Here is a 23,641-nt window from a genome sequence, read left to right as displayed (position 1 = left end):
CAATGGCAATGTGATCGGCACCGGCACGGTTGGTAGCGATGGCAACTTCGAGGTGGTGCTGACCACCCCGCAAGTCAATGGTGAAACCCTCACGGCGATGTTGACCGATGTTGCAGAAAATGTCTCAACCCCGACCGACGTAATTGCACCGGATATTGATGACACGGACGCCGATGCAGACGCCGATGCAGACGCCGATGCAGATGCAGATGCAGATGCGGATGCGGATGCGGATGCGGATGCAGATGCGGACGCCGATGCTGATGCTGATGCTGATGCTGATGCTGATGCTGATGCTGATGCTGATGCTGATGCTGATGCCGATGCCGATGCCGATGCCGATGCCGATGCGGACGCCGATGCGGATGCGGATGCGGATGCGGATGCGGACGCCGATGCCGATGCCGATGCCGATGCCGACGCTGATGCGGATGCGGATGCGGATGCGGATGCGGACGCCGATGCGGACGCCGATGCGGATGCGGATGCGGATGCGGATGCTGATGCGGATGCGGATGCGGATGCGGATGCGGATGCGGATGCGGATGCGGATGCGGATGCTGATGCTGATGCTGATGCTGATGCTGATGCTGATGCTGATGCGGATGCGGATGCGGATGCGGATGCGGATGCGGATGCGGATGCGGATGCCGATGCCGATGCCGATGCAGATGCCGATGCCGATGCGGACGCCGATGCCGATGCCGATGCCGATGCGGATGCGGACGCCGATGCCGATGCCGATGCCGATGCGGATGCGGATGCCGACGCTGATGCGGATGCGGATGCGGATGCGGATGCGGATGCGGATGCGGATGCGGATGCGGACGCCGATGCCGATGCGGACGCCGACGCCGATGCGGATGCGGACGCCGACGCCGACGCCGATGCCGATGCGGATGCCGATGCCGACGCGGATGCCGATGCGGACGCCGATGCCGACGCCGACGCCGACGCCGATGCCGACGCCGATGCCGATGCGGATGCTGATGCGGATGCTGATGCTGATGCTGATGCGGATGCGGATGCGGATGCTGATGCGGATGCGGATGCGGATGCGGATGCCGATGCCGATGCCGATGCTGATGCCGATGCCGATGCTGATGCGGATGCTGATGCTGATGCTGATGCTGATGCTGATGCTGATGCTGATGCTGATGCGGATGCGGATGCGGATGCGGATGCCGATGCGGACGCCGATGCCGATGCCGATGCGGATGCGGATGCGGATGCGGATGCGGATGCGGATGCGGATGCCGATGCCGATGCGGACGCCGACGCCGACGCCGATGCCGACGCGGATTTGGAAGCCTTCGATGACCTCGCAACCGCTGAACTGACCGTAACTCCGGTTACGACCAACACCGCGCTCAACAACATGACAGTGTTCACGTTGTTGGATGTAGGTGGAATTCAGCTCGGTGTGCCTACGTTGTCGCAGCAATTCACTGTGACGGATGAAAACACCGGCATCTTGAATCTGTCCTTCGGTTCGGGCGATCTGGTCTCTGTGTTGGGTAGCGGGTTCACCGCGACACTTGAGGTCAGCGACGGAGCTGGCGGCTGGACTCCGGTTGATCAGGGTGGCGTGGACGGTGGCTTGCTCGATTTGCTTGGGTTGTTCGGTTCGGGTAATACCAGCGCTAAAATCGATGGTCTGGCGGCGGGTCAGTATCGCTTTACGCTCTCCATGGACCCTGCTCTCGTGGCAGTTGGTGCAACCGCTACAGCGCAGCTGAGCGTCGATAACGAAAGCCTGGTCGACTTCAATGTGACGGGTGGTGAGGTCAGCGGTAACGTCATCACCGATGAGGGCTTGACCGGTGTACCGGACTCTCCAGGGGCTGCAGCGGATGCGTCGGTGGAGGAAGTCAACGGTATCGTTGTCGGTACTGATCCTGCGATCGGTACCGTTGTGCACGGGCTGTATGGTGATCTGACGATCTTTGCCAACGGTGATTACAGCTACACGCCAAATGGCGATGCGGCGAACGTCGGCAAGGTTGATACCTTCGCGTATCAACTGGGGACAGCAGCGGGCGGGACAGCTTCGGCCATCTTGTACGTGCGTATCGACAGCACCGACACCACGGTCATCTGGAGTCCCACCGATCCATCGGTACCGGGTGTCGTGGAGGTGGTTGCCACCGATGACATCGGAGCGACGCTGATTGACCGCGACAACCTGGTAGAGACTGAAAACCTGACGGCGATCAGTTACTCACCACCGGCACTCTTCGGTACCCAGACAGGTACAGGGCAATCCTTCGTGGTCGATGCCGACACGACGGCAGAGCTTTTTGTCAGTCGCAGTTTCGCGGGTGTCGGGGTACTCCCTACGACAACCATCGTCCTGCAGAAGTGGGACGGTACAACATGGAACGAAGTGCCTGGCGAAAGTACGACTGCTTCGACGCATACCTTCACGCTGGGTGAAGGTCAGTATCGAGTGACGTCAACGACGGGGGCCTTGGCAACACTTGGCACGATCACAGTGGCCCAGACGCTGACCACCACTCACCTGACGGAGTTCGTCACAGGTGCAGCTATCGCCGCAACGGGCAACATCCTCGCGCTCAGCGCTCACTCCGCCGCAGACAGCCTCGGCTCGACGTTGACGGTACTGAGTGTATTGATCAACGGGGTCTACGTCACACCGGGTCAAACCGGAGCCGTGGTGCAGGGTCAATATGGCACGCTGACGTTGCATGCAGACGGGGACTATAGCTACACGCCGACCCCGGGCCTGGCGCTGGCTGACCTCGGTAAAGTGGACAGTTTCATCTACAAACTCACCACCCCAGGTGGCCAGGAGGACACCGCCACGCTCTACGTACGCCTTGACTCGCCGGATCTTGATCTGGTCTGGGACGATGCCAATCCGGGCAATCCTGCTACCGAAGCCCCAGGCTTCGCCGCAGCTTCGTTCGAGCAGGAACCGTCATCGGCCACGATCACCGAAGGTGCCGACGGTGCTGATCAGATCGCGATCCATGACACCGAGTTTGCAACGGTGGATGGCGGGGCTGGTTTCGACACCCTGTTGTGGGACGGTGGTGATGCGACGATTAACTTGAGCTTGCTGGTCGGTAAAGTCAGCAACATCGAGAGCATCGATCTGAACGACTTCAGTGCGGTCGATCTGACCGTGAGTCTGGAGGACCTGTTGGCAGTGACGGCGCCCGAGACGGATAGATTGTTTATCCAGGGTGACGAGCAAGACAGCGTCCATCTGACGGGCAACTGGTCGGAGGGCACTACTCAACTGGAGAACGGGCAGGAGTACGTGGTGTACACCAGCCAGGAAGATGAAACCCATCAGCTCTGGGTACAAAGTGGCGTCAACGTGGTTTAACCACGTTGCTGGCGGGGAGCATCAGGCCGCAAGGCCTGGCGTTCTCGTCTCATTCATTCACTAGTCAACTGTAATGTTCCAGGCGGTGCATTCTGCGCCGCCTGGCATTACACAGCGAATGTGAGTAATGCCGTGCATCTCACTGAAATTGAATGAGTAGCAGGGCAAATAAGCGTCTATCTTTTCATCACAAGTTGATGTGGAGCATTACTTGAAACCTAAGGATCGGTTCGAGTTCCTGTTTGTGACGTTGTTGGCCGTCGCTGTACTGCCATTGACGATAGAGCGGGCCGTAGCACTGACACGTGACTACGAACCCGAAAGTATCAACACCATCAGCCCCAAGGATGTGGGCAAGAATTTACCGGGTGATTCGTTTGGTGCCAGCCAGCCGGCTGCCCCCAATCGTGCTGTCCCCGACAATCTGGAGATGCCGCGCGCCATACAACTGGCTGTTGCCTGGCATCCCGCGATCGCGGAGTCGATCGGTCAGCTTTACCAACAAAACGACAATGTCACTGTAGCCCGGGCCGGCTATTACCCGCAGATTCGTGGCGGGTTCAATTCCGGGTATGACAGCGGCCTGACCGGTAACGGTCAAAGCCAGGCCTTCACCCTGTCGGCCTCGCAGATGCTGTATGACTTCGGCAAGGTAGACAGTGCGGTGGACAGTGCCGTGGCCCGGGTGAATGGCAAGCAGGCTTCGGTCTTGCTGGCCATCGACCAGGTGGCGCGCGATACCGCGTTTGCGGTGATTGAACTGCAGCGCTACCAGGCGTTGCTCAATATTTCACGGGCGCAGGTCAAGGGGCTGACAGCCATTGCTGACCTGGCGCAAAAGCGCAGCGACATGGGCGCCAGTACCCGCTCCGATCTGATCCAGGCGCGTTCGCGGGTCGAGGCTGCGGTGGCCACGCAGTTGCAATATACAGCGCTGTACAACCGCTGGCGCAGCAGCCTGGGCAGTTTGCTCGGCGCGCGAGCACCGGTCAGTGTCACGACCGAGGTGCCGGGCACGCTGCGCCAGTCCTGCCAGGGTATCAACGCCGACGAGGTGCTGACCCCCTCGCTGTTGATCGCCCAGGCCCAGCAGGTCGATGCCCAGGCCCAGATCGCCCAGGCCCGGGCCGAAGCGATGCCGACGGTGTCGCTGGATCCCACGGCCACCCAGTACCTGGACAACAACGATGAAGATGGCAGTGTTGGCGGACGCGACCGCACGCGCTACGGGATCTTTCTCAACGTCGAGATGCCGCTGTACCAAGGCGGCGCAATTAATGCCCGCAAATCGGCAGCGGCCCAAGCATTGCGGGCGGCCGAGGCGGCCAACGACGCCGCGCGTCTGGCGGTACGCCAGGGTTTGCTCGAAGCGCGGGATCAAACCTCCAGCCTCGAACAGCGCCTGACGACCCTGGATTTTCGTGAGCGCAGCATTTCTGAAACCCGCGATTTGTATCGCCAGCAATACCTTGAGTTAGGCACGCGGCCACTGCTCGATCTGCTGAACGCCGAGCAGGAAATCCACCAGGCTGCCATGGATCGGGCCAATACTGCCGCCGATCTGCACCGTCTGGAAATCGATTGCCTCTATAACAGCAGCGCCTTGCGCACGGCGTTCAATCTGGACAGCAGCACGATCCAAGGTGTGGAGATTCGACCATGAACGATGCCGTGAACCTTGATACCCAGAGCGCCACCGAACCCCAGAACCTGGAGGTGGCCAGCGAGCTCAGTTACGAAGGCTGGCTGGAGGCGATACTGGTCGTTGCCCGGCACAATCGCCTGGATTGTTCGGCGCAGAATGTGCGCATCGCTGCGCAGTGGAGCAAAGATGTCGGTGTCGACGAGGTGCTGCGCCAGATGGCTCGCCAGGCAGGGCTGAGCCTCAAAGTCGTCGACTTCACCACGTCGCTGTTGGTGCAGCGGCGCCTGCCCCTGGTGCTGCAGTTCGATGATGGTCAAATCGGGGTGTTGCAAACTCTCGGCGACGACGATGAACTGGGTATTGTCTATTGCGGTGACCAGGGGCTGCAAAGTCGCATCAGCCGTGCGGATCTGGTCGCTTCTGCGCGCAAGGCGCTGATTCTGCGGCCAGTGCAAACGGCCAGGGATACTCGGGTCGACGACTACATCAAACCGTACGAGAAGAGTTGGTTCCGGAGCATCATATTGCGCGACATGCGGCCGTATGGTCATGTCATGTTGGCGTCGCTGGCGGCAAACATCCTCGGCCTGGCCGGGGTGTTGTTTTCGATGCAGGTGTATGACCGGGTGATCCCGGCCGAATCGATGCCGACACTCTATGTACTGTTCGGCGGCGTGACGCTGGCGCTGTTTTTCGATTTCGTCCTGCGCGTCATGCGCGTGCGGATCACCGATCTGCTGGGCAAGCGCGCAGACATGCGGGTGTCGGACCTGGTCTTCGGTCATGCCATTCGCCTGCGCAATAGCGCCCGGCCGAAATCCACCGGTTCGTTTATCTCCCAGTTGCGCGAGCTTGAACAGCTTCGCGAACTGATTACCTCCAGCACCGCCAGTGCCTTGGCCGACCTGCCGTTTTTCCTGATGTTCGTGGTGATCTACTGGTTTATTGCCGGGCCGCTGGTGGCCGTGCCGTTGGGCGCTGTGATGTTCCTGGTGATCCCGGGGCTTTTGTCGCAGAGAAAACTGGCCAGGCTGGCCAACCAGTCGATGCGTGAAAGTTCGCTGCGCAGCGCCATGCTGGTAGAAACCGTGCAAGGCCTGGACGACATCAAGATGCTGCAGGCCGAGCAGCGTTTCCAGCAGCAATGGAACCACTACAACGCGACCGCCGCCGAAGCCAGCCTGCGTTCGCGTACGCTCACCAGTGGGCTGGTGACCTGGACGCAGAGCGTGCAAGGAGGCGTATTTGCGGTGGTGGTGGTATTCGGTGCGCCGATGGTGATGGCCGGAGATATGACCACCGGTAGTCTGGTAGCTGCGTCGATCCTGGCTTCGCGCATGATGGCGCCGATGTCACAGATCACCCTCGTGCTGACGCGCTGGCAACAGGCCAAAGTGGCCCTGCAGGGCCTGCACCGGATCATGCAGATGCCGGTCGACCAAGCCGAAGGCAGCAAGCGTGTGCATCTGCCTGTGGTCCGAGGGGACTATGAGTTCAAGCAGGCGGTGTTCAAGTACAGCGAAGAGGCGCCGATGCCGGCCTTGACGGTCAAGGACTTGAAGATTGCCCCGGGTGAGCGCATCGCAGTGCTCGGGCGCAACGGCGCGGGCAAGTCGACCTTGTTGCAGGCGATGGCCGGGATGATCGACCTCAGTTCGGGCTTGCTGACCCTGGACGGCGTCGGGCTGAGCCATATCGACCCGGCCGATGTACGTCGAGATATAGGTTTGCTGACCCAGAACTCGCGGCTGTTCCACGGCACCCTGCGTGAGAACCTGATGATGGGGGCACCCCACGCCGGCGACCAGGAAATCCTCGACGCACTGGCATTGACCGGTGCGCTGGAGTTCATCGGCAAGTTCCCGCTGGGCATGGACCATATGATTCAGGAAGGCGGTCTCGGCCTGTCCGGTGGTCAGCGGCAGTCGCTGTTGCTGTCGCGATTGATCATTCGCCAGCCTCAGATTGTGCTGTTGGACGAACCCACCGCGGCACTGGACGATGCCAGTGAACGCAAGTTGATACAGAGCCTGGACCAGTGGGGGGCGCAGCGCACGCTGATCATCGCCACACACCGGATGAGTGTCCTGAGCCTGGTGGACCGCATCATCGTCGTCGACAACGGTTTGGTCGTGATCGATGACACCAAGGACAACGCCATTGCCCGGCTTTCAAAGCCCCGGAACCAGGCTCAGTAAGCCGGCTACCCATGCAATTGACTGCGCAAAAGGATAGTTCAGATGCCCAATGACAATCGTGCTTCAGGGGCGAACCTGGAGCAGGCCGGCGTGCCCCTGGCCGGATCTTCTCAAGATACCTCTGCGTCCGGTGACGACAATCTCGATGACGCTACCGTGGTCCGCTCGACGCGTGTCGTCTGGTGCGTGGCGCTGGTGCTGTTGACGTTTGGGGTATGGGCCTACCTGTTTGAAATAGACGAAGTGTCGACCGGCACCGGCAAGGTCATCCCGACCTCGCGCGAGCAGGTCATCCAGTCACTGGAGGGGGGGATCGTCGCCGAACTCAACGTCGCCGAAGGAGATATCGTCAAGCAGGGTGAAATCCTCGCCAAGCTCGACCCGACCAAGACCGAATCCAACTTCGGCGAGAGCGCAGCCAAGTACCGCGCGTCCCTGGCCAGCGTCGCGCGCTTGCAGGCGGAAGTGAACGGCATAGCGCTGACCTTTCCCCAGGAGCTTAAGGCCTATCCGGCACTGATGGCCGCCGAAACCGATCTGTACCAAACCCGGCGCAAGGGGCTTGAAGAGTCTCAGGCGGGGGTTCGGGCCTCCCTGGGGCTTGTGCGCAGCGAACTGGAAATCACCGAGAACCTGGCCCGCGTCGGTGCGGCGAGCAACGTCGAGGTGCTGCGCCTGAAGCGGCAGAAGTCCGAACTTGAGCTCAAACTCACCCAGTCCCGCTCCGAGTACATGGTGCGGGCCGGCGAAGAACTGGCCAAGGCCAACTCCGATGTGCAAACCCTTTCCTCGGTCCTCAAGGGCCGTTCCGACTCGGTCACCCGCTTGACATTGCGCTCGCCGGTGCGAGGTATCGTCAAGGATATCGAGGTCACCACCATCGGCGGAATCATCCCCCCTAATGGCCGCTTGATGCAGATTGTGCCGATGGACGACCAGTTGTTGATCGAGGCGCGCATTTCACCGCGTGACATTGCCTTCATCCACCCGGACCAGGAAGCCAAGGTCAAGATCACCGCCTATGACTACTCCATCTACGGCAGCATGGATGGCAAAGTGGTGACGATTTCCCCCGATACGATTCAGGACGAAGTCAAACCCGAGGTGTTCTACTACCGCGTGTTCATCCGTACCAATGACAATGAACTGCACAATAAGGCCGGCAAGGCGTTTTCCATTGTGCCGGGGATGATCGCGGCGGCGGATATCAAGACTGGCCAGAAGACGGTACTCGATTACCTGATCAAACCCCTGAACCGGGCTCGCGAAGCCTTGCGCGAACGCTAGCATCATGCTCGGATCGAACTTGGCGCGGCGGTTGACGTGCCTGGCCCTGGTGCTCAGCACCCCGCTGTGGGCTCGGGATATGGATGATCTGCCGCTGCTATGGAATACCCCGGCCGACCAGGCCAGCTGCGTCGATCCGGAGTCGGCCCTGTGGGTCGAGTTTATCAGCGGCCAAGCCTGCATTCGCTACTTCAGTGCTTCACCGCTTGAGCATGCCCCCGTGGTGATCGTGATGTTTCACGGTGACCGCAATATCGAGATGCACCGTGCGCCGCAGGACATTGCTGGCAATACCCTGCGAGCCAAGGACAAACAGGCGGCGGCCCTGAGTCGGCGTGCAGGAGTGCCGGTGGTGATTGTCGCGCGTCCGGGGACCTACGGCTCCAGTGGCAATCACGGACAGCGGCGTCAGGCCAGCGAGTTTCAGGCGCTGGATGCTGCGCTCGACCAGTTGCGCCAGCGTTACTCCATCGGTCGGTTTGTGCTGCTGGGGCACAGCGGTGGGGCAACGGTGGTGGCGGCCTTGCTGACACTGGGGCGCGAGGACATTAAGTGCGCGGTCATGACCTCAGGGGCATTTGCGTTGCTCGAGCGGGCGCAAATGATTCGTCGCAGCAAAGGCCTGCCGGCCCGCGAAGGGCGCGATACTAATGGCCTGCTGCATCCTTACGATCCCTTGCGGCACGTCGACGGTATCGCCAAGGTGCCTGATCGACCGTTATTGGTAATGGGTAATCGCAACGATCAAGTAGCGCCTTTTGTGCTGCAGGAACAGTTCTACCAGGCGTTACGCGATGCGGGACTGGACGCTCAACTGATCGAAGCGCCAGCTTCCGGATCGGCTTCTCATCAATTGCGAAACGATATCGGGCTGAAGTCGGCGGCTCAGTGTGCCAAGCCTTGAAGAAACGGCTCGCTGACGCCAGCGAGCCGCTTCAAAGGCCGGCGTCAGCGCCCCGCGACGGCGTTCCCGGCTTGTGTGAGTGAGTCGACCAGTTTCGAGAGACCGGTTCCGCCAGAGCTCTTCACCAGTACCCAATCACCCTCGCGGAACCAGCGCGCCGCCTGTTCGGGCAGTTTATCCTGCAAGGCGTTGACGTCCTCGAACCACTCGATGCTCAACTGATCACTCAGCTGCAAAAACAGTGCGTGCATCAGGGGGCCACAGAGCAGGGTATGCCGTGGAGACGCCGCCAGCAGATGTTCGGCCAGATCCAGGTGGTAGCGTTGAGTATCCGGCCCCAGTTCGAGCATATCCCCCAACACTGCAACGCGTTGGTCGGTCCGACCGGGCAGTTCGGCGAGCATTTTCAACGAGGCCCCCATTGATCCCGGATTGGCGTTGTAAGCGTCATTGATCAACTGATAGTCGCCGTGCCCGCAGGGAATGGTCAGTGTGTTACCGCGACCGTCAACCGCCTCGAATGTCTCCAGCGCAGCCAGTGCTTGCATGATGGGCAAGCCGACTGCAACCAGTGAAGCCAGTACCGACAGGGCGTTGAGCACCATGTGTTGGCCTCGGGCGCGCAGCTTGAAGTGCAATGGGGTGCCTCGAAGGCTGGCACTGACCTGCAGGTGCGACGGCGTGGTGAGACAGTCGAGCACCCGCAGATCGGCTTGTGCATGCTCCCCGTAGCTGAGCACCGTCAATTGCGCCCGCGTGGCGGCATCGGCGAATACCTGGTAGTAAGGCATGTCATGGTTCAGCACCGCATGCCCGCCAGGCACCATGGACCTGAAGATTGCGCTTTTCTTGCGAGCGAGGTTTTCCAGGGTGCCGTGGTATTCCAGGTGCGCTGGCGCCAGGCTGGTGACCACAGCGACATGGGGGCGAACCAGTTCGGAGTTGATAGGCATCCTGCCGACGGCCATTTCCAGGACCCAGAAGCGGGCCGGGTCGGTCATGCTGGCCAGGTTCCAGGCGATGCCATGGGGCAGGTTGGCGTTACCCTCGGTTTGCGCCACGCTGCCCAGTTGCGCCAAGGCATGGGAGAGCATGGCGACCACCGTGGTCTTGCCGGCGCTGCCGGTGACCCCGAATACCTGGCCATTGAAGGCTTGCCGGGCGTAACGCCCCAGTTGCAGCATGGCATCTGCCGTGTCCTGGACCTGCAACACCGGCAGGCCGCTGCCCAGGTAAGGCGTGGGGTCGACGCAGACCAGGGCTGAGGGACGCAGGTGTGGATCGGCCTTGGCCCACAAGCGTGCGAGCCGTGCCTCGTTGGCGCCGATTTTGCTCGGATGGCGGTTCAGCATGCGGTGTTGTTTGAAGTAGGCCATGGATGGAGCCAGCCCGCTGGCGAACCAGTCGACTTGCGGTGCGACTGCCCAAGTGCCGCCGGTGGCTTGCGCCACGCTGGCCGCATCCCAATGCCAGCCGTCGCCACCTTGCTGCCTGTCCGGCCGCGCGGCCCGGACCTGCTTCGCGCCGTCGAGCAGGTAGCCGTGATAGGCAATCAGCCCCGAGAGGTAGTGTTCGACATCGTCGATGCGCACGCGGAAGGCGTGATGGCGGATGAAAAACGAGCCGACGATACGTGCTGGATTGCCAAAGAACATCGCCATTTCCGGCCAGAAGTAACCGTTCAACAAATGCCCTGCACGGTGGTGCAAGGCACGATAGAACGCCTCCAGATCGACCTCGTTGAGCAGATGACGCAGCGCGGGCAACTGCTCTATGCGCTGCAGCATCTGCTGAGCGGCCATCATCAACTCCAGCAGGGTCGGAAAGGTGGTGATGCGCTGCTGCACAAAACCCAGGTAATCGATGAAGTTGTTCAGACCGAAGCGGAAGTATTTTTCCTCGGGTCGATATCGCGTCAGCTCGTTGACGCAGTAACTCAACCAGTGGTCATGCTCGCGCCAGTGTTCCTTTGCGATGAAGTATTCGAAGGCGTTTTCGACGACGTGCAACCAACGCTCGTCGCCACTCAGCCCGTAGAGGCGCATCAGCCCGAATGCCGCTTCACCGTCGTAGTAAATAATCCTGAAGGGTGCCTTGACGCTCAAGTCTGCGGCATGCAGAACGTGGTTGAAGCCACCGGTCTGCGGGTCTTGCATCCAGGCAATGCCATTGGCCAGCGCCTCCAGCAGCGGCAGATAGTCGCGGCTGTCGGTGACTTCGCTGTATTTCACCAGGGTCAGCAGGCATACCGCATTGCCGCCGAGTTTGATTTCGTCGTCTGCGTCCACCAAGAAGGCGGCGGTGCTGCCGTCGGGCAGGGTGTAGGGCCTGATCAACGTTTGGGTGAGGTAATCGAGGGCACGATGTATGGATGACTTGAGTGCTTCATCCTTGGTCAGCACCCAGGCTTCGACCATGGAGTAAGTCGTACTGGCATGACGCAGGGTGTTGTAGTTCTGGATCGTGCGGTCAAAACAGGGGAAATGGCCGTAGACAAATTGTCCGCTGTCCTTGACCTGGCGAGTGAGGAAATTCGAGGCCGTTACGATTTTTTCCCGAATATCGCCAGCTTCCGGTACACCCGTTTGGCGTCGGCCGACATCGGGGCCGCTGCTATTGAGGGCGTGGGCGATACCGTCTTCGGCACAAAAAACGCCTTGGGTCTGGAACAGGTAGACCGGAGTCTGTGGGTGGGCTTGTGCGTATTGGGCTGCCTCCAGCACAGTCGGGTCGCCAAAGCGCTTTTTCACGTATATCGAAAAATTGCCCATGTTGAAACTGGCAAGAGGAACGGTGGATCCGCCATACAGGATGGCGTTGGCGTTGATTTCCTGCTCAGTGAGGGCAGTCTTCAACCCCTGATCGAAGGCGATGCCGTGTCGGAAGTAGTTGCGCTTATGGCGCTTGAGACGGTCCTGCAATTGTTCCCATGACAGTGTCGTCAGGTTGATTGCGCGCTCGACCCTGAGCCATAGCCGCCCGGGTGGCTGATCCTGTAGTTGCGCAGAGTCTGATAATGCGCTGCTCCACGCGGCCTCGAAGCTCTCTGCGGTGACGTGGAAAACCCTAGCCCGCTGTGTGCCGTCGCTGAGGGAGAAAAATAACGTACAGGTCGGCGAGACATCGGCGCTGGCAATGGGGTCTGCTGTCTGTGCTTTTAATAAGTTGTAACAAGCGCTTAGTTGCTGCTTCAAAGACATAAGAGAATCCATTGTCAACGTCAGATGAAGACGGATTTTTTGCGAGATTAGAGAAGTTTTGTTCGATAATCGAACTCTCGTGAGAATGTCAGGGTTTTCAGCGCCCAAGCAAATGGAAGGGGGCAGGATGTAGTGTAAACCGCATCAAATAATTGCCGGTGTATGCTTCTCCATAGATAAGAGCGCTCTTAGAGCAAAGAACCATGGATATGGTACTTTCGCTCTAGTTTGGCCGGAGAGAATCATTGTGGGTTGTTTCTTCAGGAGAAAAAACCATTGGCTGGTCAGACTCATCCAAGTGGTTCTTGATTAGTTTTCTGAGAATCTGCGACACGGTTAGATCGACAGCCTCAGAGAGATCCTCTAATTTCTTTTTAGTCGGAAGATCGATTAGTATAGTTAGGCGCGCTGTTTTCTTACGCATTTTCGATCCTTCTCTTCCGCCGCTGTTACTAATGCACGCAGCGGTCGGCTCTCCAGTGTTCAATAAAAAATAGCGCTTTGGATGGCAATTCCAAAGCTCAGTAGAGACTCTAATTCAACAAATGAAAATTTTCTACTTTTAGAAGAAAAAATATCATGCTTTCTCAAAAGGCACGGTTTCTGGTAGTGGGTAAGGCTTTTCAGGATGACGTTATAATGCCGCGCACATCTTATTATCATCGCATTGGCCGGATTTTTTTCCGCCTAAGCTCTCCAATTTTTCGAATTAAATCGCGAATGGGAAATGCTTTATTTATAACCGCAATTGGATTTGGATAAATAAATCTCGAATGGCGTGAATGGTATGGAGTTGCTTTTTGCGTATGGAGGTTTTTTAGTTGGCTTGTGATTATGGACGTGACGGCAAAAACTTGCCAGAGGTGTCCATTGAATGAACTCACGCGCTACCAGCAGCTGGTGAGGCTGTACTTTAGTCGAGTTGCTTTGGCGAGTAGTCGTCATTTTTTGGCGAGAGATATTCTTAAGTCTTGGAATTAATAGCAATTCGCAGGCTGCGCGATTTGTTGCTGCTCGTTCGCGCATTACCATATTTCTAGATGTGCGATAGGTGGTTGTATGGTGGCTACGACTATTTGAATACCCGATCAGTAATTATCGACGTTTTCCTAATCGTCTCCAGACCAATAGGGCGGTCAGTCGATAGTAATACCGGGTGATATCGGAGTGGGCCTTTCAGGTACTGAGTGAAAAACCAGAGCACATGATTGAGCTGCCAGGTCCAGGTTTACAGCGGCGACAGTCGCCACTTCTGTCGCCACGGCGCAGGCCAAATATTACGCGGGTTGTCGCCGCTGCCGCCAAATCAAGCATCACTCCATCTGGGGGAGTCATTTTCGGTTACCGGTGGTGTTCGGTGAGCGCTCACCGTGTCGGTTGCGCCATTGATAGCAGCTGCCGACAGATTACCCGTTCAGGGATGGTGCTAGCCATGGAGCGCTTGCCGTGGCTGACCAAGCGGTCCTGGAAGCCCATGCGTTTCAACGTCATGTTGGCTGTTGGCGTGGGTGCGCGGATTCAAAAATTAGCACTGCAAGGGCGGGAACACCATTTGGAGCACCCCAATGGTTGGAGCTAAAAAAACCTCTGTGAAACCCAGGTCGAGATGAAACCCTTGATTTCACTGGATTTCAGGCACAAAAAAAGACGTCCGTGGACGTCTTTAGATGATGAAGTGGTGGAGCCGGGGGGATTTGAACCCCCGTCCGCCAGTACTCCGCTGTCGGTACTACATGCGTAGCCGTGTCTATTAAGTTAACCCTCAGCGACCCGACGGGCAGGGTGCTTTGGGCGAGTTGTGTAAGTTTTAGCCGCTTCGTCCACAACGTACTGCACGGCGATTCTGTTCTATATGACAATCACTTTGGGTTTACAGACATCCCCTGGTGATTGCTGGACCCGAAGGTACCAGAAGCTCAGGGCTAAGGCTGCTTACGCAGCGAGAGCGAATTCCTGGCCGTAGTTATCGTCATTGGCAACTATAAGTAGTTGCAACAGTGGATTTACGAGTTCTGTTACCAACTCGGCATGCACCTAAAGTTTCGCAACCGGCGTCGAATCCTAAACGGCCCCGAGCCTGATGCTCTGTGAATCAAGTGAGCAGCAGGCCTGTACAGTGTACGTCATCACGCCCCGGAAGGCCAACCCGAAGGTTGACCACCACAGATCATGGGTTTGGTTGGTTGCCCTGACTGTCAGCAAGTGCCAATGCCTGGGTGGCCTCGGTGACGCATTTTTTGTCGTCCCCGGAGGCTTGTGAGGCTTCGGCGCTGGACATCAGCCTTTTGATCTCCATTGAGGTGTTTGTGGCGGTCGCCGGCAGCGCATTCACTTTGCCTTTGAGCTCTTGCAACTTGCTCGTACAAAGGTTGTTGTCCGCAGCAAATACAGGAGAGGCCAGCATGGCGGCAGCAATGAACAGGCCAGCGAGTGTGGTGCGTTTCATGGGTATCTCCTTGAGCTGATGGTCTCGGTGCTGGCGTATGAGCGGACAGCCAGGCCAAGCCCGAAAAATCAGCCACGATCTGATGGGGCCTACCTCAAAGACTGCGATTCAACGCAAGAATTCGGTTTTTTAAGAAAGTGTGTCGAGCTTTTCCAGCGATGGTAGGCAAATTTCCAGACCCCAGATGCAACAAAACCCGCAACTGGCGGGTTTTGGTTTGCTTCGTAGCGGGTGCAGCCGGGCTTTGAACTCCCGGCTGCCTGTACTCCGTTGTTGATGTACGCCAGCGTGGCGCGGAAGGCCAACCCGGAGGTTGGCCGTGAACCGGGTTACTTCCCGCCTTTTTTCGAGTCGGTGACGGCCTTGATGATGTCGTTGGTCTCGGCGATGCAATCATCAGTGCCTTCCTTGGTGCCTTTTGCCTGGTCGGCTTTGGCTTGCTCGACAGAGGCTTTTACCTGGTCAGTCATTTCCGGAGGAATCTGTGCCTTGCCGTTTTCGATGGTTTGCAGGTTGACCGCGCATAGGTCTTTTTCGGCCGCAAACGAAGTGGAAGCCATCATGGAAGCAGCAACGAACAAACCTAACAGCACAGAACGATTCATGTGTTTCTCCTTGAACTGAAGGTCCAGCATTGCTGGCCATCAAATCGGTTTACCGAGTTTTGGGAAAATCCCGCATTTGCGGGGCTTGATCAGTGGACTGCGGTGGCACATCAGGGTTCTTTTTTTCTGTGGAGCTGTCGATTCCGACAAGAAGCGTTAACGAAGGGCACCTTTATGCACCCTCCTTTAGATCCTGCTATCAGGGCACCCTAGCCTGGGTAACGCGGTCCACCAGATAGACTAGTCCGTGGTAGTCAATGCCGCCATGTTGCGTCAGACCGATCTCACAGGTGCGGCTGGTGGAAATCCCCTCGCTGCACTGTTTCACCGCGTCCTTGAGCGTGCGCAGCGAATGGGCGTTCAGTTCCGGGGTGGTGAAACCCTTGTCGCCGGCGAAGCCGCAGCAGTGGATACCCTCGGGAATAATCACGTTTTTGCTGCACTTGCGCGCCAGGTCGATCAACGCCTGGCTTTCTCCGAGGTGCTGGGTGCTGCAGGTTACGTGCACGGCGATTGGCGCCTCCTGAGGCGTGAAATCCAGGCGGTCCATCAGGTGTGTACGGATGAAGCGTACCGGGTCGTACAGGTCCAGACGGACTTCACCGAGGTCTTGAACCAGGCGCAAGGTACAGGGGCTGGTGTCGCAGTAGATCGGGTCGAGCCCACCACGACTGGCGTGAAGCAGGGCGCCGATCAGTTCCTGTCGTTTGTGCTCGGCTTGCTCGGCGTAGCCTTTGGAAGCGAATGGCTGACCGCAGCACAGATTGTCCAGGTTGTCCGGGAACACCACCTGGTAACCCGCCTTTTCCAGCAGGCCACGGGTCTTGTCGTGCAGCGACATTTGCTCCGTATCGCCCGCTGCCGGACCCATGGCGCGGGACACACAGGCCGCCAGATAGACCACGCGCGGGCGCGCGTCCGTCACCGTCGGGCTGAAGCGAATGGCTTTTTCCGGTTGCGGCATCGCGTTGGTCCATTGCGGGACCTGACCCTTGGACAGGCGCGTCAACGTCGCCGACAACTTCGCCAATCTCGGCGCCCCCAGCAACATCCGCGCGCCATTGGCCACGTGCAGGGTGAAGCGTGCACCTTGAAGTGCCGTGGCGAAATTTCCTTCGAGCCAGTTGGCGGTTTTCGTATGCGTCGCCTTCCGGCTACGCAGCTTTTTCACCAGCTCGCCGGTATTGATGCCTACAGGGCAACGCTGTGCGCACAGGCCGGTGGCGGCGCAGGTGTCGATGCCTTGATAGTCGTAGGCGGCTTCGAGTTCGGACGTATCGATGCCCGCGCGTTTCTTCGCCTGGATGTCGCGCCAGATCACGATGCGCTGGCGCGGGCTCAGGGTCAGTCCTTTCGACGGGCAAACCGGTTCGCAGAAGCCGCATTCGATGCACTTGTCCACAATCTCGTCAGCGGCGGGCAAGGGCTTGAGGTGCTTGAGGTGGATCTGTGGATCTTCGCTGAGTACCACGTCCGGATTGAGAATGCCGTTGGGGTCGAGCAGTCGTTTGAGTTGCCACATCAACTGGTAGGCATCGCTGCCCCATTCCAGTTCGACGAACGGCGCCATGTTGCGCCCGGTGCCGTGTTCGGCTTTCAGCGAACCGCCGAACTCCACCGCCACCAGTTGCGCCACGTCGTCCATGAACGCCTGATAGCGCGCGACTTCTTCCGGGCTGTTGAAGCCTTGGGTGAAGACGAAGTGCAGATTGCCTTCCAGGGCGTGTCCGAAAAGGATCGCTTCGTCGTAGTGATGTTTGTCGAACAGTTCGATCAGGCGGTTGACGCCGATAGCCAGTTGTTCGACCGGAAAGGTGACGTCTTCGATGATCACCGTGGTGCCGGTCTTGCGCACGGCGCCGACGGCCGGGAAGGTGTCCTTGCGGATGGCCCAGAGACGCGCGTTTTCCTGCGGGTCTTCGGTGAAGTCGACCTGCTTTTCCACCGGGAACGCCTTCAGCGACGCCATGATCTGCGCCAGTTGCTCGTGGAGTAAGGTGGACGACGCAGCGCGGGATTCGATCAGCAAGGCGCAGGCATTGTTCGACAGATGCTGTACGAAAGCGGGCATGCCGGGTTTGTTCTGCACCGAGCGCAGGCTGCGGCGGTCCAGCAGTTCCACGGCCGATACCGGTTGGCTTTTCAACACGGTGACCGCGTTGCAGCAGGTTTCGACATCCGGGAACACGATCAGCGCCGAGGCCTTGTTCGGGTGGTCGATCACGGTGTCGTAGGTCACGGCACTGATGAACCCGAGCGTGCCCTCGGAGCCCACCAGCAAGTGGCTCAAGATATCCACAGGCTCGTCGAAATCCACCAGGGCATTGAGCGACAGGCCGGTGGTATTTTTCAGACGGTATTTGTGGCGAATTTTCGCAGCCAGCTCGGCGTTGGCCCGGGTCTCGCGGCCCAGAGACGCCAAGCGCTCCAGCAGGGCGGCGTGGCTTTGGCGAAACGCCGCGACACTGGCGGTATCTTCAGTGTCGAGACGACTGCCGTCGGCCAGCACCAGACGAATGCCGGCCAGGGTGTGATAGGTGTTTTGCGCCGTGCCGCAGCACATGCCGCTGGCATTGTTGGCGACGATGCCGCCGATCTTGCAGGCATTGATCGAGGCCGGGTCCGGGCCGATCTTGCGCCCGAACGGTGCCAGCCAGGCATTGGCCTGGGCGCCGATCACCCCCGGTTGCAGGCGGATTTGCGTGCCTTGGCCGCGGATCTCGCGAGCGTTCCAGTTATCCCCCAGCACGATCAATACCGAGTCGCTGATGGCTTGGCCGGAGAGGCTGGTGCCGGCGGCGCGGAAAGTCACCGGCACCTGATCCCGTTGCGCCAGTTGCAGCAGTGCGACCACTTCGTCTTCGGACTCGACGCGGATCACCAGTTGCGGAATCAAGCGATAGAAGCTGGCGTCGGTGCCGAAGGCCAGGGTCGACAACGGGTCGTCGAAACGTCGCTCTAGGGGGATCAGTTGCTGTGCATCACGCAGGAAAGCAGCCGGTAGACTCATTGGTCCTCCAGGATCAGTACCACCAGGTCCTTCGGACCGTGGGCGCCGTACGCCAGCACTTGTTCGATGTCGGCGGTTTTCGACGGGCCGGATACCAGCAACGCGTTGGTCGGCATGCCCTGGGCCCATTCGAATTCCTGCTGCACTTGATAGAAGTTGTCGCGGATTTCACTGGCCTTGAGCAGGGCGAAATGCACCGGTGGCACCAGGCTCATCAGGCGTGGTTCTTCCCGGGTCGGCCAGAGAATAAGGCTGCCCGTGGCTGCGATGGCGCCGAGGGTTCCAGTGATGCTCGCCGGGGTGTCGTTGAACAGCTCGGCTTTCCATTCTTCAACCGGACGGTCGTAGGCCTTGAGCATTGGCAGGCCGGGATTATTCGCCCAGTGCTGCGTGATCCGTTGACCGTGGGGCGTTGTCGGTGCGATCAGCAGGCTTGGCAACTGGCGGTCCTGCAGCAACTGCGCGAGTAGCGTCGGCCACTCTTGGCCGGACGTCAGATGTGTTTCCGTGTGCACCGCTTCCATCAACTTGCGCAGTTGCGCAATGCGCTGCTCAGGGGCGTAGGTGTAAGGCTGGGTCACCAGATCGACATCGAAGTTGTCGGCCACTGGCGTAGTGCCTGTCAGGCTTTTGCGCAGTTTGGCGAGGATATTTTGCTTGGCGCTCATCAGCGGTCTCCCTGTTTGGCCAGATGTTCGCGGGCCATGTCATGCAGCGAGCGGGCAGCGGGTTTTGGTGCGCTGTGGTTTTGCGTCCATGGGCCGACGTTGCTCGGCGTGAGGGCGCGCAACCGGGTGGCGAAGAAACCGAACAGGCGATACAGCGTCGGCGAGCTGTTGAGCTTGGCCCAGGCGTTCCAGATGAACCGCTCCTTGCGCGAATACTTGCTGCCCTGACCGCGCATCACTTGATGGGGGCTGTCCGGGGCCTTGACGTTCTCTTCCCGCAGGCGTCGCAGCAAAGCAGGGATCGGGATTTTCACCGGGCAGACTTCACCGCAGGCACCGCACAGCGAAGACGCGCTCGGGTGATCCGGGACTTTCGCCAGGCCGACCATGTGCGGGGTGATGATTTTTCCGATAGGGCCGGGGTAAACCTCCCCATAGGCATGGCCGCCGATTCGGGTGTAGACCGGGCAATGATTCATACAGGCGCCGCAGCGAATGCAGTTCAGGGTCTGGCGCAGTTCGCTGTCGGCAAAGGCCTGGCTGCGGCCGTTGTCGAGCAGTACCAGGTGTACTTCCTGCGGGCCGTCGAGTTCATGCTCCTTGCGCGGACCGGAGATCATGTTGACGTAGGTGGTGATCGGAATGCCCAGGGCCGAGCGGGTCAGCAATGACAGCAACGGCACCACGTCGCGCAGGTTTTCCACGACTTTTTCGATACCTGTGACGGCGATGTGTACCGGAGGCACCGTGGTGGTCATGCGACCGTTGCCTTCGTTTTCCACCAGCAGCAGGGTGCCGGTTTCGGCCACGGCGAAGTTGACGCCGGAGACGCCGATGTCCGCTTCGAAGAATTTCTGCCGCAGGACTCTGCGGCCGATCTGAATGAGTTGGTCTACGTCCTTGGTGTATTCCACGCCAAGTTTGTCGTGGAACAAGGACGCGACCTGACCGGCGTTCTTGTGGATTGCCGGCATGATTATGTGTGAAGGCTTCTCGTGGTCGAGCTGGACGATGTACTCGCCCATGTCCGATTCCAGGCATTCAATGCCCCGATCAGCGAGGAAATGGTTCATCTCCATTTCTTCGCTGACCATCGATTTGCCCTTGATCACTTGCCGCCCCTCGTGAGCGCGGATGATCGAGAGGACGATGCCATTGGCCTCGTCCACCGTTTCCGCCCAGTGCACTGTCACACCGTTGCGGGTCAGGTTCTGTTCCAGTTGCTCGAGCAGGTCGGGCAATTTGGAGAGCGCGCGGGCACGGATTGCATTGCCCAGTGCGCGCAAGTGTTCTCTTTCATGGGCATCGCTGAACGCCGCTGCCCGTTTGGTCATCAGTGAATCCATCGCCTTGCGAAAGTTGCCTCGCAATTGCGCGTCACCCAGTGCGTTGTGGGCGCGGGTGCGGAAATCTTCTTCTACGGCAACCGTAGGAATAATCGTCGAGGTGCTCATTTCGCACCTCCGGTTCGCTGCCAGAGGAAACTGGCCAGATGCTGACCGCGCAACGCTTCCTGCTGTTTTTCCAGCGAGCCGTTGATGTTCATCAAACAGCCGCAGTCGGCACTCAACACCTTGTGCGCGCCGGATTCCTTCAGCGCCCGGGTCTTGTCAGCCACCATCGCGCCGGAAATGTCTGGCATACGGACGCTGAATGTCCCGCCAAAGCCACAGCACTCACTTTCGTGATCGTGATTGACCCGCTCCACATTGCTTAGTTGCGACAACAACTCGCGGCCGTGCAGGTGGGTGTTCATTTCACGGCGTGCCGAGCACGAGGTGTGCAGCGCCACTTTTACCGGTTCGCCACTGTCCTTGAGCTGCACCTTGCAGACAAACAACAGAAACTCGGCCAGCTCGTAGGTCCTGGCCGCCAGGGCCTGGACCTGTTTCAACGTATCCGGCTCGTCTTTGAATAAGTCGGCGTAATGTTCGCGCAGCATGCCCGCGCAAGAACCCGACGGCACCACCACCGGATAGTCGCCGGCGAACAACGCCAGTTGCGAGCGCGCCACGGTCCGTGCCTGTTCGGTGTAACCGGAGGTGTAGGCCGGTTGGCCGCAGCAGCTTTGCCCTTGCGGGTATTCGACACGAATGCCTTCGCGCTCCAGCAGGTGGATCGCATCCATCCCGGCTTGTGGGTAGAACAGATCGACTACGCAGGTCCCGAACAGGTAGACCCGTGACGGTTTCTCGCTGGGGTATTGCCGAGGCTCGGGCAGTGGCGGGGCGACACGGGTCGCATTCGGCACGGCGTTGTAATAAAGCTCGCTCATCAGGCGGTCTCCGGGTGGTCCCGGTTATTCGTCTGTCGAGGCTGCTGAATATAGAGCCGGAAGCTTTCAGCAGCCTTACAGACCGGGGTGTGAATAGCGGACGCCGGGGGCGTGGCCCGGCGTCGGTTTTTATCGTGTTGCCTGTAGCCCTTAGTGCACCAGCATGCCGGTGAACCAGTAGGCCTGGGCCAACGTGATCAAGCCGACAATCGTTGCAAAGAATAGGCTGTGCTTGAGGGTGAAGCGGAACAGATCCGATTCTTTGCCCACCAGGCCGGTCGCGGCACAGGCCACGGCGATCGATTGTGGCGAGATCATCTTGCCGGTCACGCCACCGCTGGTGTTCGCCGCCACCAGCAAGGTGTCGTTGACACCGATCTGGTGCGCAGTGGTCGCTTGCAGCGAACTGAACAGGGCGTTGGACGACGTATCGGAGCCAGTGAGGAACACGCCCAGCCAGCCGAGGAACGGCGAGAAGAACGGGAACGCCGCGCCGGTGCCTGCCAATACCAGGGCCATGGTCGAGGACATGCCCGAGTAGTTGGTGACGAAAGCGAAGGCCAGCACCATGCCGATGGACAGGATCGGCCAGCGCAGTTCGTAGAAGGTCTCCTTGAAAGTGGTAAGACCAGTTTTGATGTTGATCTTCAGCACCAGCATGGAGATCAGGGCCGAGAAGAAAATCGCCGTGCCGGTGGCGGAAATCGGGTCCAGTTTGAACACTGCCGGAAGGGCGGTTGGCGCGGTCACGATCGGTGCGACCTTGATCACCATCTGGTCAAGGTGCGGGATGGCGAAGTTGAATACGAAGCTGTACATCGAACCGCCGGCGGCGAACATCGCCTTGAACGGCTTCAGGGTCCAGATGGTGACCAGTACGGTCAGGATCAGAAACGGCGACCAGGCCTTGAAGATTTCCCCGAGGCTGTAGGGCGAAGCCACGGTGGTGCGTTTCTGGCCGAAACCACCGACACTGGCGCTCACCACAGAGGCCGATACAGCGCCGACGATGTGTTGGCCGGCGGCGCGTTTTGGTTGCCAGACTTTCAGGAACAGGGTCAGGGAAATCAGGCTGGCCAGGGCCGAGGTGATGTCCGGCAGTTCCGGGCCGATGAAGTTCGAGGTGAAGTACTGGGTCACGGCAAAGCTCAAGCCGGCCACCAGGGCTGCCGGCCAGGTTTCCCGCACGCCGCGCAGGCCGTCCATCATGAACACCAGCCAGAATGGCACGAACAACGACAGCAGTGGCAATTGGCGACCGGTCATGGCGCCGATCTTGAACGCGTCGATACCGGTGACTTGGCCGGCAACGATGATCGGAATGCCCAGGGCACCGAATGCCACCGGCGCCGTGTTGGCGATCAGGCACAAGCCAGCGGCGTACAGCGGGTTGAAGCCAAGACCTACCAGCAGCGCAGCGGTAATCGCCACGGGTGCGCCAAAACCGGCTGCACCTTCGAGGAAGGCGCCGAAGCAGAAACCGATCAGCAGGACCTGCAGGCGCTGGTCATCGGTGATCGACAGGACCGAGCTGCGGATGACTTCAAACTGCCCGCTCTTGACCGTCAGTTTGTAGAGGAATACCGCTGCCACGATGATCCAGGCAATCGGCCACAGGCCATAGGCGAAGCCATACCCGGCGGCGGCGAACGCCATGTCGACCGGCATCTGGAAGGCGAAGATCGCCACCAGGATCGACAAAGCCAGGGTGATGCTGCCGGCCACATGCCCTTTGAGGCGGAACACGGCCAAAGCCAGGAAGAAAAACACGATGGGGATGACGGCGGCGAGTGCGGACAGGCCGAGGCTGCCGAGCGGGGTATAGAGCTGTTGCCAGGTTTGCATATGGGGTGGCCCCTAATTGTTGTTGGTCAGGCACTGATCAGCGTTCTTGGATAATTGGTAAGACCAATTTACAATCGCTGTTGGCTAGGGTAAAAGCCTTGTAGGCGGTGTGTCAATTTGCCGCCCTAAAACTTTTGTCGAATGCGAAGTGCGCAGGTCGTCTGCCTGGTATGACCAAATGCGTTGTGACAGGTGCTGGCGCG

At 59.3% G+C, this 23,641-nt stretch carries 15 protein-coding genes and 1 other RNA gene; 5 read left to right on the top strand and 11 right to left on the bottom strand.

The features are described from left to right. Positions 1–124: 124 nt before the first annotated feature. Positions 125–1,444 carry a hypothetical protein gene (locus ACM6G4_RS06530; RefSeq protein ID WP_414913297.1) on the bottom strand — a complete coding sequence of 440 codons (1,320 nt, stop codon included), beginning with the start codon at positions 1,442–1,444 and terminating at the stop codon, positions 125–127. Here ACM6G4_RS06530 and ACM6G4_RS06525 point away from each other — a divergent pair. The 5 genes from ACM6G4_RS06525 to ACM6G4_RS06505 all read left to right on the top strand — a co-directional run bounded on the left by ACM6G4_RS06525 (position 1,424) and on the right by ACM6G4_RS06505 (position 9,389). After that, the gene (locus ACM6G4_RS06525) at positions 1,424–3,355 is read left to right on the top strand and encodes a BapA/Bap/LapF family large adhesin (protein WP_414913296.1); all 1,932 of its coding nucleotides are present in this window, start codon (positions 1,424–1,426) and stop codon (positions 3,353–3,355) included. The genes ACM6G4_RS06530 and ACM6G4_RS06525 overlap by 21 nt on opposite strands. A gap of 244 nt (positions 3,356–3,599) precedes the next feature. Beyond that, positions 3,600–5,018 carry a TolC family outer membrane protein gene (locus ACM6G4_RS06520; protein ID WP_414913300.1) on the top strand — a complete coding sequence of 473 codons (1,419 nt, stop codon included), beginning with the start codon at positions 3,600–3,602 and terminating at the stop codon, positions 5,016–5,018. After that, entirely contained in the window at positions 5,015–7,198 is a 2,184-nt protein-coding gene (locus ACM6G4_RS06515; protein ID WP_414913295.1) for a type I secretion system permease/ATPase, read from the top strand. The genes ACM6G4_RS06520 and ACM6G4_RS06515 overlap by 4 nt, the downstream gene beginning before the upstream one ends. A gap of 42 nt (positions 7,199–7,240) precedes the next feature. Beyond that, positions 7,241–8,485 carry an HlyD family type I secretion periplasmic adaptor subunit gene (locus ACM6G4_RS06510; protein WP_414913294.1) on the top strand — a complete coding sequence of 415 codons (1,245 nt, stop codon included), beginning with the start codon at positions 7,241–7,243 and terminating at the stop codon, positions 8,483–8,485. A gap of 79 nt (positions 8,486–8,564) precedes the next feature. Continuing rightward, a complete protein-coding gene (locus tag ACM6G4_RS06505) occupies positions 8,565–9,389 on the top strand; it encodes an alpha/beta hydrolase family protein (RefSeq protein ID WP_414913299.1) in 825 nt (274 codons plus the stop codon). Between the two features lie 44 nt (positions 9,390–9,433). Here the strand turns inward: ACM6G4_RS06505 and ACM6G4_RS06500 are convergent, their stop codons facing one another. From ACM6G4_RS06500 to ACM6G4_RS06455, 10 genes are all read right to left on the bottom strand, one after another. Next, positions 9,434–12,589: a Mur ligase family protein gene (locus ACM6G4_RS06500; protein WP_414913293.1), complete on the bottom strand. Its 3,156-nt coding sequence runs from the start codon at positions 12,587–12,589 to the stop codon at positions 9,434–9,436. Positions 12,590–12,812: 223 nt separating this feature from the next. Beyond that, a complete protein-coding gene (locus tag ACM6G4_RS06495; RefSeq protein ID WP_414913292.1) occupies positions 12,813–13,013 on the bottom strand; it encodes a hypothetical protein in 201 nt (66 codons plus the stop codon). Positions 13,014–14,265: 1,252 nt separating this feature from the next. Then, positions 14,266–14,662: a transfer-messenger RNA gene (gene ssrA, locus ACM6G4_RS06490) on the bottom strand. Between the two features lie 94 nt (positions 14,663–14,756). Then, positions 14,757–15,035 carry a hypothetical protein gene (locus ACM6G4_RS06485; protein WP_056728194.1) on the bottom strand — a complete coding sequence of 93 codons (279 nt, stop codon included), beginning with the start codon at positions 15,033–15,035 and terminating at the stop codon, positions 14,757–14,759. Positions 15,036–15,364: 329 nt separating this feature from the next. Further along, positions 15,365–15,640, bottom strand: coding sequence for a hypothetical protein (locus tag ACM6G4_RS06480; RefSeq protein ID WP_056728196.1), 276 nt, complete (start codon positions 15,638–15,640; stop codon positions 15,365–15,367). Positions 15,641–15,839: 199 nt separating this feature from the next. Continuing rightward, positions 15,840–18,650: an FAD-binding and (Fe-S)-binding domain-containing protein gene (locus tag ACM6G4_RS06475; protein ID WP_414913291.1), complete on the bottom strand. Its 2,811-nt coding sequence runs from the start codon at positions 18,648–18,650 to the stop codon at positions 15,840–15,842. Then, complete coding sequence (locus tag ACM6G4_RS06470; RefSeq protein ID WP_414913290.1) at positions 18,647–19,318, bottom strand: LutC/YkgG family protein; 672 nt, start codon at positions 19,316–19,318, stop codon at positions 18,647–18,649. Before ACM6G4_RS06470 ends, ACM6G4_RS06475 begins: the two co-directional genes overlap by 4 nt. Further along, the gene (locus ACM6G4_RS06465) at positions 19,318–20,772 is read right to left on the bottom strand and encodes a LutB/LldF family L-lactate oxidation iron-sulfur protein (protein WP_056728201.1); all 1,455 of its coding nucleotides are present in this window, start codon (positions 20,770–20,772) and stop codon (positions 19,318–19,320) included. Before ACM6G4_RS06465 ends, ACM6G4_RS06470 begins: the two co-directional genes overlap by 1 nt. Beyond that, positions 20,769–21,593 carry a (Fe-S)-binding protein gene (locus ACM6G4_RS06460; RefSeq protein ID WP_056728203.1) on the bottom strand — a complete coding sequence of 275 codons (825 nt, stop codon included), beginning with the start codon at positions 21,591–21,593 and terminating at the stop codon, positions 20,769–20,771. The genes ACM6G4_RS06465 and ACM6G4_RS06460 overlap by 4 nt, the downstream gene beginning before the upstream one ends. 150 nt (positions 21,594–21,743) lie before the next feature. Further along, positions 21,744–23,438, bottom strand: a complete 1,695-nt coding sequence (locus tag ACM6G4_RS06455) for a lactate permease LctP family transporter (protein WP_414913289.1) — start codon at positions 23,436–23,438, stop codon at positions 21,744–21,746. Positions 23,439–23,641 lie beyond the last annotated feature (203 nt).

Source organism: Pseudomonas sp. IT-P258, from assembly GCF_949767825.1.
Classification (GTDB): Bacteria; Pseudomonadota; Gammaproteobacteria; order Pseudomonadales; family Pseudomonadaceae; genus Aquipseudomonas; species Aquipseudomonas monachiensis.
Note: the sequence above shows the minus strand (reverse complement) of the source record. Positions and strands in the feature narration are given on the sequence as shown.

Bases quoted from the DNA above. Each gene is read 5' to 3' on its own strand.
- ACM6G4_RS06515 (WP_414913295.1), top strand. From the start codon at position 5,015: ATGAACGATGCCGTGAACCTTGATACCCAGAGCGCCACCGAACCCCAG.
- ACM6G4_RS06510 (WP_414913294.1), top strand. From the start codon at position 7,241: ATGCCCAATGACAATCGTGCTTCAGGGGCGAACCTGGAGCAGGCCGGC.
- ACM6G4_RS06505 (WP_414913299.1), top strand. From the start codon at position 8,565: ATGGATGATCTGCCGCTGCTATGGAATACCCCGGCCGACCAGGCCAGC.
- ACM6G4_RS06500 (WP_414913293.1), bottom strand. From the start codon at position 12,589: ATGTCTTTGAAGCAGCAACTAAGCGCTTGTTACAACTTATTAAAAGCA.
- ACM6G4_RS06495 (WP_414913292.1), bottom strand. From the start codon at position 13,013: ATGCGTAAGAAAACAGCGCGCCTAACTATACTAATCGATCTTCCGACT.
- ACM6G4_RS06485 (WP_056728194.1), bottom strand. From the start codon at position 15,035: ATGAAACGCACCACACTCGCTGGCCTGTTCATTGCTGCCGCCATGCTG.
- ACM6G4_RS06480 (WP_056728196.1), bottom strand. From the start codon at position 15,640: ATGAATCGTTCTGTGCTGTTAGGTTTGTTCGTTGCTGCTTCCATGATG.
- ACM6G4_RS06475 (WP_414913291.1), bottom strand. From the start codon at position 18,650: ATGAGTCTACCGGCTGCTTTCCTGCGTGATGCACAGCAACTGATCCCC.
- ACM6G4_RS06470 (WP_414913290.1), bottom strand. From the start codon at position 19,318: ATGAGCGCCAAGCAAAATATCCTCGCCAAACTGCGCAAAAGCCTGACA.
- ACM6G4_RS06465 (WP_056728201.1), bottom strand. From the start codon at position 20,772: ATGAGCACCTCGACGATTATTCCTACGGTTGCCGTAGAAGAAGATTTC.
- ACM6G4_RS06460 (WP_056728203.1), bottom strand. From the start codon at position 21,593: ATGAGCGAGCTTTATTACAACGCCGTGCCGAATGCGACCCGTGTCGCC.
- ACM6G4_RS06455 (WP_414913289.1), bottom strand. From the start codon at position 23,438: ATGCAAACCTGGCAACAGCTCTATACCCCGCTCGGCAGCCTCGGCCTG.